Origin of the sequence: Streptomyces sp. NPDC093225 (assembly GCF_044753805.1) — a bacterium.
Lineage (GTDB): Bacteria > Actinomycetota > Actinomycetes > Streptomycetales > Streptomycetaceae > Streptomyces.
On the sequence record NZ_JBIVNX010000010.1, the window covers coordinates 194927 to 209053 of the forward strand.

Genomic DNA, 14127 nt, shown 5'->3' on the forward strand with positions numbered 1-14127 from the left:
GTCAGGAGGGTGGCGACCGCGGCCTGCACGACCATGAAGAGGGTGGCCTGGTTGTCGCGGGCCAGGTCGGTGAGGCGGGCGTGCAGGGCCGCCGGGACATCGAACCGGTGGATGCCGCCCCGGTGCGAGGCGACCGCCGGGCGCTCGCGGTCGGTCGGCAGCTTCAGGACCTCGGGGAGGTCGGCCAGCTGCCGCCGCCAGTACGCCAGCTGGCGTACTCCTGTGCTCTCCGGGTCGTCGGCGGCACCGAGGAGGTCGTGCTGCCAGACGGCGTAGTCCGCGTACTGCACCGGGAGGGCGTCCCAGGCCGGGGCGACCCCGGCGAGACGGGCGCCGTACGCCGCGCCCAGGTCGCGGCCGAGCGGGCCCACGGACCAGCCGTCGCAGGCGATGTGGTGCAGGAGCAGCAGGAGGACGTGCTCGTCCTCCGAGGTCCGGAACACCCGTGCGCGGACCGGGATCTCGGACGCGAGGTCGAAGACGTGCCCGGCCGCCGCGGTCACCGCGGCGTCCAGTCCTGCCGCGGGGACGTCGGTGCGTTCGAGGGTGACGCGGGCGTCCTCGGCGGGGAGGACGGACTGGAGGGGTTCGCCGCTCGCGGCGGGGAAGACGGTGCGGAGGGCTTCGTGGCGGGCGACGACGTCGTTGAGGGCCGCTTCGAGGGCGGTGAGGTCGAGGTGGCCGGTGAGGCGGATGAGCCAGGGGACGTTGTAGGTGGAGCTGGGTCCTTCCATCTGGCCGAGGAACCACAGGCGGCGCTGCGCGTAGGAGACCGGCAGGTCGGCGGTGCGCTCGACGGGGGTCAGGGCGGGCCGGTCACCGGCGGTCGCGGAGGTCAGGCGGCGGGCGAACTCCCGTACCGTCGGGGCGCGGAAGAGGTCCCGGACCCCCACCTCGCACCCCAGCACCGCGCGCACCCGGCTCACCAGACGCGTCGCGAGCAGCGACTGACCGCCGAGGGCGAAGAAGTTGTCGTCGACCCCCACCCGCTCCACGCCCAGCACCTCGCGGAACAACCCACACAGAATTTCCTCCTGCACGGACACGTTCACCATTCACTCCTCAGTAATCGAACAAAAAGAAATTCCGGATGGGACAAGCGGGTCGCTGCGGTTCGCTGCCGGGCCGCTCCGCAGGAATGGCAGCCCGGGGCACCCCTCAGGCCATGAGCTTGCGGATCTCGGTGATGAGGCCGGTGAGGGCCTCGCGCTCGGGGACGGTCGTCTCCGGGTGCCACAGGTCCAGGAGGAGGCAGGTGCGCGGCCGGACGCCGTCGTTCCACGCCTCGTGCTCGAAGGAGTAGTCGAAGAGCAGGCACTCGCCCTCCTTCCACTGCCGGGTCTCGCCGGCCACGGTGATGCCGCATCCTTCGGGGATGTCCACCGCGAGGTGCAGGTTGATGCTGAAGTTCCACAGGTCGCAGTGCGGGGCGATCGAGGCGCCGGGCAGCAGCGTCGAGAAGTGGCTCTCCAGGAGCGTGCAGAGCTTGCCCTGCTCCAGGACCTCCCGGGTCAGGACCTCGTACGCGGTGGGCACCAGCGGGGCCGAGGACTCCACGGGGGCGCCGTCGCGGAACAGGTACAGCGCCTGCCAGTTCTCCTGGCGGGTCAGGTAGTGCTCGTAGTCGGAGAAGGCGCTCTTGCGCTCGGCCCACGCCGCGTCCAGCTCCGCCTTGATGGCGGCGTGTCCGGCCTCGAAGGCGCGGACGACCGGCGCGATCTCGGGGTGCCCGTGCGGGTCGTGCCAGGGGATCTGCGAGATCCCCGGCAGGATCCACTTGGCGCCCTTCTGCAGGGGGTGGCGCTCCTGCTGCTTCATGTACAGCATCTCTTCGACGCGGGTGACGGAGTCGGCCCCGTACCGGTCCTTGACGTCCTGGAAGATCCGCTCGATCTCGGGGGTCATGTCTGGCTCTCTCTGCGTCAGGCGGCGACGGCCGGCTCGGCGGCCTCGGCGCGCGGGGCGGGCTCGGCGGCGTCCGCGTACAGGGCGGCGATCCGGGTGGGCAGCGAGGCCCAGATCTCCGGGGTGTAGAAGTGGCCGCCGGGCAGGACGTCGTGGCGGTAGTCGCCGGCCGCGAGGCGGCGCCACTGCTCGGGGGCACGGGGGTCGATCACCTCGTCGGAGTCTCCGTTGATCACCTGGACCGGTACGCCGACCCGGGCGCCCTCGCGGTGGTAGAAGGTGTCCCGGACCCGCACGTCGGCCCGCATCAGCTCCAGCGCCATGTCACGGAGGTCGGGGTCGTCGAGGACGTACTGCGGCAGCAGGCCGAACGTCTCCATCCAGTGCATGATCTGCTCGTCGGAGTCCCGCTGGGCGGGGAACATGTCCTGCACGGTCAGGCCGCGGCTCGGCGCGTTGGCCGAGGAGACGACGAGGGCCTTGGGGAGCGGGCCGCCGCGCTCCTCGATCCGGGCGGCGACGTCGAAGGCCATCCAGCCGCCCATGCTGTGCCCGAAGAGCACGTAGTCGGTGTCGGCGGCGGAGAGCACGGCCCGGACGGCGTCCTCGGCCAGCGCGTCCCAGTCCTCGGCGCAGTCTTCCGCGAACCGGCCCTCCCGGCCGGGATAGCAGATCGCGGCCAGCTCGACGCCCTCGGGGAGGACGTCGGCCCACGGTACGTACGACCCGGCGCCGCCGCCGCAGAAGCCGAGGCAGACGAGCCTGAGGCGGGCGTCCGCGACCTTGCGGGGGCGGACCACAATGGTGTCCTGCACGGTGTGGATCTCCGTTTCTGTCGTCGGGGTGGTGCGTCAGGCGTCGGACGGGTCGCGCAGGCCGTCGACGTAGGCGGCCAGGTCGCGCAGCCGAGGGTGCTTGTAGACGTCCTTGACGGGGACCGGACGTCCCAGGTCCTTCTTGAGGCGCCCGACCACGCGCAGCGCCATGAGGGAGTGGCCGCCGAGCGCGAAGAAGTCGTCCTCGGCGCCGATCTCCGGGCGGCCCAGGACCTCCGACCAGACGCCCGCGATGAGCCGCTCGGTCTCGGTGTGCACGGCCCGGCCCTCGCCGGCCGCCGCGACGGGCGCGGCCTCGGGGGCGGGCAGGGCGGCGGTGTCGATCTTGCCGTTGGGGGTCAGCGGGAGCGTGCCGAGGAACACGTAGTCGGACGGGAGCATGAACTCCGGCAGGCTCTGCGCGGCGTGCTTGCGCAGCAGTGCGGGGGCGGTCGGCGCACCGGCGGCCGGGACCAGGTAGGCGACGAGGCGGTCGCCCGCGTCTGCGGCGTCGGCCGGTCGGACCACCACGACGGCGGTGGCCACGTCCGGGTGGGCGGCGAGGGCGTGCTCGATCTCCCCGAGCTCCATCCGGTAGCCGCGGAACTTCACCTGCCGGTCGGCCCTGCCGAGGAACTCCAGGCCGTGGGGCGTGCGCCGCACCAGGTCACCGGTCCGGTACATGCGCTCGCCGGGCGCACCGAACGGGTCGGTGGGGAAGCGCTCGGCGGTCAGCTCCGGCTGGTTCACGTAGCCCAGCGCCAGGCGCGGCCCCGCGATGTACAGCTCGCCGGCCTCGCCGTCGGGCACCTGCCGCCCCTCCCCGTCGAGGACGTGGAGGCGGTTGCCGGGCAGGGCGTCGCCGATGTGCGGGCCCTCGCCGATGATCCAAGCGGCGGTCGCGTCGACGGTGCACTCCGTGGGCCCGTAGAGGTTGAGCGCGTCGAGGACGCCCCGCGCGGCGGCGTCGGACAGCTCGCGCCAGGTGCGCTCCGGCACCGGCTCGCCGCCCATGAACAGGCGCGGTACGCGGCCGTCGGCGCGCGGCCGCAGCAGGGCGGTGCGCAGCATCTCCCAGTGGGACGGGGTGAGGTCGAGGTCGGTGACGCCGTGCTCGTCGAGCAGCTCGGTCAGCCGCTCGGGGTCCTTGCGCACCTCCTCGTCCAGGACGACGACGCTGTCGCCCCGGCAGACGCGGGCCCACTGCTGGACGGAGGCGTCGAAGGAGACGCTGGCGTTCCACGCGACCGTGCGCGGCTCGGGGGCGTAGGCGCCGAACTCCTCCAGGGCCGAGATCAGGGAGGCGACGCCGGCGCGAGTGGCCGCCACGCCCTTGGGGCGACCGGTGGAGCCGGAGGTGAAGATGACGTACGCGGCCGCGTCCGCGGCCGGCAGGTCGTCGACCGGCACGGCGGCGGACGGGCCGGGGGCGGCCGGGTCGACGACCTCGACGCCGGCCGGCGCGAACCGGGTGTCGGCCCCCTCGCCGGCGACGAGGACCTGGATGCCGGCTTCCTCGGCCATGAAGGCGAGCCGCTCGTGCGGGTAGGCCCGGTCGAGCGGGACGTAGGCGGCCCCCGCGCGCCAGGTGGCGAGCAGGGCGACGACGAGCTGCGCGCCGCGCTCCAGGTGGATGCCCACCCGGTCGCCCGGGGTGACACCGCGGGCGATGAGCGCGCCGGCCAGCAGCCGGGTGCGCTCTTCGAGCGCGGCGAAGGTCAGGGAGCCGTCGGTGCCGTGGACGGCGGGGCGGTCGGGGTGGCTGCGGGCCGCCCGCAGGAAGCGGGCGAGCGCGTCGAGCGGTTGCTCGGCGAGGACGGTCATGGGACACGCTCCTTGAAGCGGCGGATGCGGGATGCGGAGGGTGCGGACAGTGCGGACGGATCGGGGGAGGTGGCGCGGCGGCGGAGGAAGGCCGGGCGGCTCAGGCGAAGCGCGCGGCGGGGCGCACGGAGGGCCGGCACTCCTCGATCCCGATCGGATTGCCCATGGCGACGACGATCTTCCGGTCGCCGCGGAAGGGGTCCCGGCCGTGCGCGGTCAGGATGTTGTCGACGAGCATCACGTCGCCGACCTGCCACTGCTCGCGGACGGTGGCCCGGTCGTACGCCTCCTGGAGGGCGTCCAGGTCCGCGCGGGTGAGCGGGGTGCCGTCACCGAAGGAGGTGTTGAACGGCAGCCCGTCGCGGCCGAACTCGTCGACGAGGGTGTCGCGGAGCTCCTCGTCCAGCGCCCACTCGTTCCAGAAGACCAGGTGGTTGAACCACACCTCCTCGCCCGTGTCCGGGTGGCGGATGGTCCCGGGGCGGAGCTGGCTGGTGCGCAGGTTGCCGTCCTCCTGCCAGGCGTGGGCGATGCGGTTCTCGGCGCAGTACCGCTCGACGTCCGCAGGGTCCTCGGTGGCGAAGGCGGTCTTCCAGTCGGTGGAGATGTAGTCCGAGTAGCTGCGGTGCAGCAGCCAGCCCTGCGCCCGCATCTTCTCGGCGAGGCCCGGCGGGACGTTCGCCAGCACCTTGCGGACGTCGGCGACCGGGGTGGCGCCCTGTTCGGCCGGGGCGACCAGGCAGCCGAACAGCAGCGCGCGGGGGAAGGTCAGGGTGTAGCTGTTCTCGTTGTGCATGCGGATGGACTGCGACGGAGGCAGGTCCGTGGAGGAGAAGACGTCGTCGCCGAAGCTGCTGCGCGGGGTGGCCTTCTCGCGGTACGGGGTGCGCTCCGGGACCAGGACGTCCCGCACGCGGCCGAAGTCCGCCACCGTCCGCACCGGCAGTCCGCGCAGGTACAGGGCGCCGTGCTCGTGCAGGGCCGCCGTCAGCTCCGGGAGGCGCTCCGTCAGCCATGCGCAGGCCCCGTCGATGTCGGCGAAGGCGGGGACCCGTGCCGTGGCCGGCTTGCCGGGAGCCGTCCGCCAGTCCAGGGCCACGGCGTCTTCTGCGGTGGTGATGCTCAACAGGGTTCCTTTCGTAGGTGGGAGGGATGCCGTACGGGCCGTCGCCGCGGCGTGGGGTGCGCGGCGCTCGCCACGGCATGCGGCACGGGGCCGGCCGTCACGGAGCGACGAGGGCCTTGCGGACCGCCTCGCCGGCCTCCTTGGTGCCGAAGGTGCCGCCCAGGTCCGGGGTGACCCGGCCCTGGCTGATCGCGGTGCCGACGGCACGGCGGAGCGCACCGGCCTCGGCGGCCCAGCCCAGGTTCTCGAGCATCAGGGCGGAGCTGAGGATGGCGCCGAAGGGGTTGCCGATCCCCTGGCCGGCGATGTCGGGGGCGCTGCCGTGCACCGGCTCGTAGAGGCCGAAGCCGGTGACCGGGTTGATGTTGGCGGAGGCGGCGTTGCCGAGGCCGCCGGCGAGCATGGCCGCCAGGTCGCTGAGGATGTCGCCGTAGGAGTTGTTGGTGACGATCACGTCGAACTGCGCCGGGTCGGAGATGAACTTCATCGCGGCGGCATCGACGTAGAGGTGGGTGGAGGCGATCTCCGGGCGGCGGGCGGCGGCCTCCTTGAAGGCCCGCTGCCAGACCTGGCCGCCGTGCCGGACGGCGTTGGACTTGTCGACCATGCACACCCCGCGCCGAGCGATGGAGTAGGCGTACTCCACGACGCGCGAGACACCCATGTACGTGCTGACGTCGGCGTCAACGGCGGTCTCGTGCTCGGTGTTGCCGCGGAGCACGCCGCCGATGTCCGTGTACAGACCCTCGGTGTTCTCACGGACGATGACGCAGTCGATGGCGCGGCTGCGGCCGTCGCGCAGGGGGCTCAGGTCCTCGTGGAGCAGGGTGGCCGGACGGTGGTTGACGAAGAGGTCGAGGTCGAAGCGGAGCCGCAGCAGGACGCCGCGGCCGTAGTCGGAGGTCTTGACCCGGGGGTCGCCGATGGCGCCGAAGAGCACGGCGTCGCTCGCCTTGATGCGCTCGAAGTCCTCGTCGGAGAGGGATACGCCGGTGCGCAGGTAGGTGTCGGCGTTGACGTGGTCCAGGACGTCGAAGCGGAGGTCGAGGCCGAGCGCGTCGAGGGTCTCCAGGGCCTCCCGCGTCACCTCGGGCCCGATGCCGTCACCGGGGATGACGGTCACAGTCTTGGTCATGTGGATCTCACTGTTCGTGGGGTGGTGTGGTGGGTGGTCGCTCGGCCGTGGGGCCGGCCGGTGCGGTCGCTGCCGGGGTGCCGGGGTGCCGGGGTGCCGGGGTGCCGGGCGCCGGTCACGGCAGCAGGCGCCGGCGGGCGTCCGCCAGGACCTGCGGGGAGCGGTTGAAGGCCACGCGGACGTAGTGGCGGCCGCGCTGCTCGTCGGCGAAGAACGGGGTGCCGGGCGCGAGGAGCACGGCGGACTCCTCCAGCACGCGCCGTACGTACGTCCGGCAGTCCTCGTCCGTGGCGCCGCGGATGTCGGCCAGGATGAAGCAGCCGCCCCGGGGCGTCCGGAAGGTCAGCCCCATCCGGGAGAGGATGTCGGCCGCCTCGTCGCGTGCCCGGGCCAGCTCCTTGGCAGCCGTGAGGGACCCGGCGTCGAAGAGGTCCGTGAGGCCGGCCGCCAGCTGGAGCGGGGCCGCGGCCCCGTTGGTGGTGATCTCGTGGACCCGTCGGAAGACGGCGGTCAGTTCGGGGCGGGCCCGCAGGAATCCGAGTCGCCAGCCGCTGATCGCGTGGCTCTTGGACAGCGAGCCCACGACGACGCTGCGGTCCCGCAGGGACGGCACGTCGGCGACCGACAGGTGCGCCCGGCCGTCGAAGACGAGGTTCGCGTAGACCTCGTCGGCGATCACGGTCACGTCCCACCGCTCGCACAGCGCGGCGATCAGCTCGAAGTCCTCGGCCGTGAGGGTCTGGCCCGTCGGGTTCGCCGGGGTGTTGAGGATGATCGCCCGCGTGGCCGGGCCGAAGGCGGCGGCCAGCTCGTCGGGGTCGAGCCGCCAGTCGGGAGCGTGCGGACCCGCCGGTTCGTGCAGCCGGACGAACCGGGGCCGGGCACCGGCCAGTTCGATGGCGCCGAGGAAGTTCTCGTAGTACGGGTCGAGGACGACGACCTCGTCGCCCGGGTCGACCAGGGAGAACAGCGCCACGCACAGCGCCTCGGTGCCGCCGACGGTGATGGTCAGCTCGGTGTCCGGGTCTGCGGGGGTGGTGAAGGACTCCGCGATCCTGCGGCGGACGTCCGCGCCGCCCTGCGGGAACTCGTACTGGTTGGCCCCGCCGCGCAGTGCCCGTACGGCCTCCTCGACCAACGGCCGGGGCGTCTCGGGCGCGCCGGGCGTACCCACGGCCAGGTCGATCGCGCCGCGCTCGCGCGCGAGCACGAACAGCTCGGCGAGGTTGCCCCGGGGGATCCGGGCGGCCCGGCCGGAGACCGCCGCCCGGCGGCCCCCGCGCGCCCCTGCCTCGCCGGTCACGAGGCCCGTCGCAGCTTCGCCGCGTCCGGGGACGAGTAGGTCCCGCGGGTGATGCTGGTCATCCAGGCCGGCCGGCCCGCTTCGTAGGCGGCGATCGCGTCGGACTTGCGGAGGGTGACGTCGATGTCGTCGAGGCCGTTGAGGAGGAGCCAGCGGGCGCGGTGGTCCGCCTCGAACTCCCAGGTCTTCCCGGCGGCGGTGACGGTCAGCTCCTGGAGGTCGACGGTGATCTCGAAGGCGGGGTCGGCCGCGGCCAGTTCGGTCAGCTCGGCCACGACGGGAACCGGCAGGGCCACGGCCAGCAGGCCGTTCTTCAGGGCGTTGCGCAGGAAGATGTCGCCGAAGCTGGTGGCGATGACGGCGCGGAAGCCCCAGTCGCGCAGCGCCCAGACGGCGTGCTCGCGCGAGCTGCCCGTACCGAAGTTGTGGCCCGCGACCAGGACGCTGGCGCCCTGGTGCTCCGGCTGGTTGAGGACGAAGTCGTCCTCCTTGCGCCAGTGGCCGAACAGGGTGTCGGCGTAGCCGGACTTGGTCAGGCGCTTGCAGAACTCGGCGGGGATGATCTGGTCGGTGTCGACGTCGTCCCGGCGCAGAGCCACGGCCCGGCCGGTGTGCGCCTTGAGCGGCTCTCTCATGCCTTCTCTCCCTGCGGGGTGGTCAGTTCGGTCGGTGCGGCCAGGCGGCCGGCGACGGCGGTGGCGGCGGCGACCACCGGCGAGACCAGGTGGGTGCGGGCGTGGGTGCCCTGGCGACCCTCGTAGTTGCGGTTCGACGTGGAGGCGACGCGCTGGATGCCCTGGAGCCGGTCGGCGTTGATGCCCATGCACATGGAGCATCCGGAGAGCCGCCACTCCGCGCCCGCGTCCAGGAACACCTGGTGCAGGCCCTCGTCCTCGGCCTGGGCGCGGACGGCCATCGAGCCCGGGACGACGAGCATCTTGATCGACGCCGCCACCTTGCGGCCGCGCAGCACGTCGGCCGCGGCCCGCAGGTCCTCGATGCGGCCGTTGGTGCAGGAGCCGAGGAAGACCGTGTTGATCTCGATGTCGCGCATCCGGACGTGCGGCTCCAGGCCCATGTACTCCTGGGCCCGGCGGGCGGCGTCCTGCTCGGGACCGGTGGCGAAGTCCTCGGGGGCCGGGACCGCCGAGTCCAGTGGGACCGCCTGTCCGGGGTTCGTGCCCCAGGTGACGAACGGCTTGAGACCGGTGACGTCCAGCTCGACCACCCGGTCGAAGGCGGCGCCCTCGTCGGTCCGCAGGGACCGCCAGTAGGCGACGGCCTCGTCCCAGTCGGCCGCGGCGGCCGGGTCCCAGCGCTCGCGCAGGTAGGCGAGGGTGGTGTCGTCCGGGGCGATGAGGCCCGCGCGGGCTCCGGCCTCGATGCTCATGTTGCAGACCGTCATCCGCCCCTCCATGGAGAGGCTCTCGACGGCCTTGCCGCGGTACTCGATCGCGTACCCGTTGGCGCCGTTCGCGCCGATGTGCGCGATCAGGGCCAGGATCAGGTCCTTCGGGGTCACGTCCGCCGGCGGCTCGCCGACGAACTCGACCGACATGGTCCTCGGGCGCTGGAGGGCGAGGGTCTGGGTGGCGAGCACGTGCTCGACGTCGCTGGTGCCCACGCCGAAGGCGAGGGCGCCGAACGCGCCGTGCGTGGAGGTGTGGCTGTCACCGCAGACCACGGTCATGCCGGGGCGCACGAAGCCGAGCTCCGGGGCCACGACGTGGACGATGCCCTGCCGGTCGTCGCCCAGCGAGAACAGCTCGATGCCCTGCTCCTCGCAGTTCTCGCGGAGGCGCTCCAGCTGGGCGCTGCCCATCGCGTCCTTCACGAACAGCGTGTTCGTGGGCACGTTGTGGTCTTCGAGGGCCAGGGCCAGGTCGGGCCTGCGGACCCGGCGCCCGGCCAGCTGCAGACCGTCGAACGCCTGCGGCGAGCTGGCCTCGTGGAGGAGGTGGAGGTCGATGTAGAGGAGATCGGGCTCGCCCGGCGCCTGGTCGACGACGTGGCTCTCCCAGACCTTCTCGATCAGGTTGCGCTCGGTGGTGGCCATCAGCCGGTCACCGCCATCTGGGCGGCAGGGGCGGTGGTGCGGAGCAGCCGGGCGGTGATGATCTCGCGCAGGTCGCCGAGCTCGATGCAGGTGCCGTCCTTGCGGCCGGCGATGTAGGTGTCGTAGATCTCGTCGAGCAGTTCGCGCTCGATTCCCAGACCCATCTGGTCGAAGAGGTTCCGGATGACGCTACGGCCGGAATGGCGGCCGATGAGAATTCCGCGCTCACGGCCGAAGAGGTGCGGCTCCACGTATTCGTACGTCACCGGATTGCGCAGCATTCCGGCCTGGTGGATGCCGGCCTGGGTGGCGAATGCGTTGTCGCCGAAAACGGCCTTGTTGCGGGGCGTCGACATTCCGATGATCCGGCTGAGGATCAGATAGGCGTCGTACAGCTTCTCGGTGCGCAGACGGCTGGTCACGCCGAGCTGCTCGCCCTTGTAGAGGAGTACCGCGGCCAGCTCCTCCAGCGGGGTGTTGCCGGCGCGCTCACCGATTCCGGCGAGGGTCGCCTGCACCTCGTCCGCGCCCGCCTCGACGCCGGCCAGCGCATTGGCCAGGGAGAGACCGAGGTCCTGGTGGCAGTGGGTGGAGAGGATGACGTCGTCAGGGATCCAGGAACGCACCCGGGCCACCTGGGCGCCGAATTCCGAGGGGATCAGGCAGCCCGTGGTGTCGGCCAGGGCGACGGTGCGGGCACCCGCCTCGACACCGGCCTCGATCAGGGGACGCAGCAGGTCGTCGGAGCCGCGGCTGGCGTCCTCGATGCCCAGAGTGATGTCGGTGAAGCCCAGCTCGGTGGCGAACCGGATGCTGTCGATGATCTCGTCCAGGCCCTCGACCCGGGTGAGACCGCGCTTGTGCTCCAGGTGGACGTCGCTGCCCGTGGCCATGATCTGGACCTGGTGGTCGATACCGCCGGCCTCGGCCGCCAGCTCGATGTCCTCACGGACCGCCCGGTTCAGAGTGGCGACCTTGGCGGTCGTGAGCGCCTGGGCGATGAGCTTGGTCGCCTCGAAGTCGCTCGGGGAGGAGCTGGGGAATCCGGCCTCGATGGTGTCGACGCCGGTGGCCTCGATCGCGAGGGCCAGTTCCAGCTTCTCCTCCGGGTTCATCGCGTTGCCGGGGGCCTGCTCGCCGTCGCGGAGCGTGGAGTCGAACACGCGCAGCCGACGGGCAGGGGTCGCAGAACTAGAAGTCATGATTCCGCCTTTTCGCAAGAACGCCACCGATAGGGCACGGGACCAGGGGGTCGAACCGTGCGGGTAGCGGGGCCTTTTTGGCCAACGGCGGTGACTTTACGCGGCTCGGAACGCGGTCCGTCAAGCCCTCTCGGCAAAATAGCGCACCGATAGTGGCCGAATGGAGGGGGCTTGGACAATGAGGTCCGAGCGCGCAACTGACCATGCATCGAGCTGTGAATCAAGGAGTGATTTTAATGGGCGACTTCTCCTCCGAGGCACGCCTTCTTTCTCGAATGCGGCGCGCGGGAGCGGCCGGTCGGATCGGTCGCCGTGCGGAGGGCGTGCGGGAGGTTCCGTTGTCGTTCGCGCAGCAGCGTCTGTGGTTCTTGGACCAGTTGGATCCGGGGAGTGCGGAGTACGTGGTGCCGGTGGCGTTCCGGGTGCGTGGTCCGTTGGACGGGGTGGCGTTGGGTGCGGCGTTGGATGCGTTGGTGGTGCGGCACGAGGTGCTGCGGACGCGGTTCGCGACGGGGCCGGAGGGTGATCCGGTGCAGGTGGTGGAGGATCCGTGGCGGGTGGCGGTCGAGGCGGTGGACGTCAGCGCCGACGCCGACCCGCTGCGGTCCGGGCGTTCGGTCGTGGAGTCGTTCGGGCACCGGCCGTTCGACCTCGGTGGGGGCCGGCTGCTGCGGGCGATGACGGTGCGGTTGGGTGCGGACGACCATCTGCTGGCGTTGTCGATGCACCACATCGTGGTGGACGGCTGGTCGATGGGCGTCCTCGTCGACGAGCTGCGCACGTTCTACGTGGAGGGCGCTTCCTCCCTAGCCGAACTTCCCCTCCAGTACCCCGACTTCGCCCTGTGGCAGCAGGACCGGCTCTCCGGTTCCGGGCTCGACCGGCATCTCGACTACTGGCGGGCGCGGCTGGCCGGGTTGGAGACGCTGGAACTGCCCACCGACCGGCCCCGGCCCCGGGTGCGCTCGGGAGCCGGTGACACCCGCACCTTCACGGTGCCGGCGTCGACGGTGGGGTCGCTGCGTGAGCTGGCGGCCCGGTACAACGCGTCGTTGTTCATGACCACGTTGGCGGTGTTCCAGCTGGTGTTGGCGCGGTGGAGCGGGCAGAGCGACATCGCGGTGGGCGTGCCGATCGCCGGTCGGAACCGGGCGGAGTTGGAGGAGCTGGTCGGGTTCTTCGTGAACACGCTGGTGATGCGTGCGGACCTGGCGGCGGAGGCGACGTTCGCGGAGGTGCTGGAGCAGGTGCGGCAGTCGACGCTGGACGCGTACGCGCACCAGGACCTGCCGTTCGACCGGCTGGTCGAGGAGCTGACCCCCGAGCGCGACCTCAGCCGCAACCCCCTCGTCCAGGTGGGCTTCAGCCTCGACGGCGCGGCCTCGTCCCCGTACGAGATCCCCGGGCTGACCCTGGAACCCGTCGCGGTGAGCTCGAAGGTCTCCAAGGTCGACGTGTCGGTGTTCCTGACGGAGGAGGCGGACGGGAGCCTGTCGGGCGAGGCGACGTTCGCGACGGAGCTGTTCGACGCGGCGACCATCGAGCGGCTGACCGGTCACTTCGTGACCGCCCTGGCCGACGTCGCCCGGGACCCGCACCGCTCCCTGGGTGAGGTCCGCCTGCTCACCGATGCCGAACGGCACCAGATCCTGGTCGAGTTCAACGACACCACGGTCGACTACGCGGACGACACCACCATCCACCACCTCTTCGAGAACCAGGTGCGGCTCGCCCCCGACGCCGTCGCCGTGGTCCACCACGACAGCACGCTCACGTACCGGGAGCTGAACGAGCGGGCGAACCGGCTCGCGCACCACCTGATCGACCGGGGCGTGGGCACCGACACCCTCGTGGCGATCTGCCTCGACCGCGGCGTCGACATGATCACCGCGCTGCTCGCCGTCCTCAAGGCCGGCGCCGCCTACCTCCCCCTGGACCCGGAGAACCCCGCCTCCCGCCTGGCCTTCATGCTGGAGGAGTCGGCGGCCCCGCTGGTGCTGACCCACGCGCACCTGACCGCCCGCCTGGAGCACACCGGCACGCCGCTGCTCGCCCTCGACCGGCTGGTGCTGGACGGTCAGCCGGCGGACGACCCGGTCACCCCCACGGGAGCCCGTGACCTCGCCTACGTCATCTACACCTCCGGCTCCACCGGCACCCCCAAGGGCGTCCAGATCGAGCACCGGTCCATCTGTCGCCTGATCACCAACAACTGGTTCCACACGATCACGGCCGGGGACGTCGTCTCCCAGATCCTCAACTTCGCCTGGGACTCCTTCGCCCTCGAATGCTGGCCCGTCCTCACCGCCGGCGCCACGATGGCGATCCTCGACCCGAAGGTGCTCGCCGGCAGCGAGCCCTTCGCCGAGGCCCTCGCCCACCACGCCGTCTCGACGTCCCTCATCCCGACGCCTCTGTTCAACCAGTACCTGGTGGAGCGCCCGGACCTCCTGAAGGACCTGAAGTCCGTCTTCTACGGTGGCGAGGCCGGCGACCGCTCGATCACGGACGCCCTGCTCTCGGGCCCGTACGCCCCGGCACGGCTCGCGCACCTCTACGGCCCCACCGAGGCCGGCGTGCTCGCCACCTGCTTCGTCGTGGACGAGCACCGACCGGACACCACCTCCATGCCGATCGGCGGCCCGGTCGCCAACACGCAGGTCCTCGTGGTGGACCGGCACGGGGGGCTGGCGCCGGTGGGGGTGCCGGGCGAGCTGTGGATCACCGGGCCCGGGTTGGCCCGCGGCTACCTGGACCGTCC

Annotated in this window: 11 protein-coding genes; 1 reads left to right on the top strand and 10 read right to left on the bottom strand. The window is 72.0% G+C overall.

What is annotated here, in order from left to right; all coding sequences use genetic code 11:
• The 10 genes from ACIQCH_RS12525 to ACIQCH_RS12570 form a co-directional block, all read right to left on the bottom strand.
• On the bottom strand, positions 1–1052 hold a 1052-nt coding region (locus ACIQCH_RS12525; RefSeq protein ID WP_402580623.1), incomplete at its 3' end, for a condensation domain-containing protein.
• A gap of 106 nt (positions 1053–1158) precedes the next feature.
• Positions 1159–1905 carry an aspartyl/asparaginyl beta-hydroxylase domain-containing protein gene (locus tag ACIQCH_RS12530; RefSeq protein ID WP_402580624.1) on the bottom strand — a complete coding sequence of 249 codons (747 nt, stop codon included), beginning with the start codon at positions 1903–1905 and terminating at the stop codon, positions 1159–1161.
• A gap of 17 nt (positions 1906–1922) precedes the next feature.
• Positions 1923–2720 carry a thioesterase II family protein gene (locus ACIQCH_RS12535; protein ID WP_402580625.1) on the bottom strand — a complete coding sequence of 266 codons (798 nt, stop codon included), beginning with the start codon at positions 2718–2720 and terminating at the stop codon, positions 1923–1925.
• 36 nt (positions 2721–2756) lie between these two features.
• Positions 2757–4544: an amino acid adenylation domain-containing protein gene (locus ACIQCH_RS12540; RefSeq protein ID WP_402580626.1), complete on the bottom strand. Its 1788-nt coding sequence runs from the start codon at positions 4542–4544 to the stop codon at positions 2757–2759.
• Positions 4545–4644: 100 nt separating this feature from the next.
• Positions 4645–5664: a TauD/TfdA family dioxygenase gene (locus ACIQCH_RS12545; RefSeq protein ID WP_402580644.1), complete on the bottom strand. Its 1020-nt coding sequence runs from the start codon at positions 5662–5664 to the stop codon at positions 4645–4647.
• Between the two features lie 103 nt (positions 5665–5767).
• Positions 5768–6805 carry an isocitrate/isopropylmalate dehydrogenase family protein gene (locus ACIQCH_RS12550; RefSeq protein ID WP_402580627.1) on the bottom strand — a complete coding sequence of 346 codons (1038 nt, stop codon included), beginning with the start codon at positions 6803–6805 and terminating at the stop codon, positions 5768–5770.
• Between the two features lie 115 nt (positions 6806–6920).
• Positions 6921–8108, bottom strand: a complete 1188-nt coding sequence (locus ACIQCH_RS12555) for a pyridoxal phosphate-dependent aminotransferase (protein WP_402580628.1) — start codon at positions 8106–8108, stop codon at positions 6921–6923.
• Positions 8105–8743 (bottom strand): 3-isopropylmalate dehydratase small subunit, encoded by a 639-nt coding sequence (gene leuD / locus ACIQCH_RS12560; RefSeq protein ID WP_402580629.1) that lies wholly within the window; start codon positions 8741–8743, stop codon positions 8105–8107. Before leuD ends, ACIQCH_RS12555 begins: the two co-directional genes overlap by 4 nt.
• The gene (gene leuC, locus ACIQCH_RS12565) at positions 8740–10164 is read right to left on the bottom strand and encodes a 3-isopropylmalate dehydratase large subunit (protein ID WP_402580630.1); all 1425 of its coding nucleotides are present in this window, start codon (positions 10162–10164) and stop codon (positions 8740–8742) included. Before leuC ends, leuD begins: the two co-directional genes overlap by 4 nt.
• The gene (locus ACIQCH_RS12570; protein ID WP_402580631.1) at positions 10164–11366 is read right to left on the bottom strand and encodes a LeuA family protein; all 1203 of its coding nucleotides are present in this window, start codon (positions 11364–11366) and stop codon (positions 10164–10166) included. The genes leuC and ACIQCH_RS12570 overlap by 1 nt, the downstream gene beginning before the upstream one ends.
• 338 nt (positions 11367–11704) lie before the next feature.
• Here ACIQCH_RS12570 and ACIQCH_RS12575 point away from each other — a divergent pair.
• The coding region (locus tag ACIQCH_RS12575; RefSeq protein ID WP_402580632.1) for a condensation domain-containing protein at positions 11705–14127 on the top strand (2423 nt) is incomplete at its 3' end.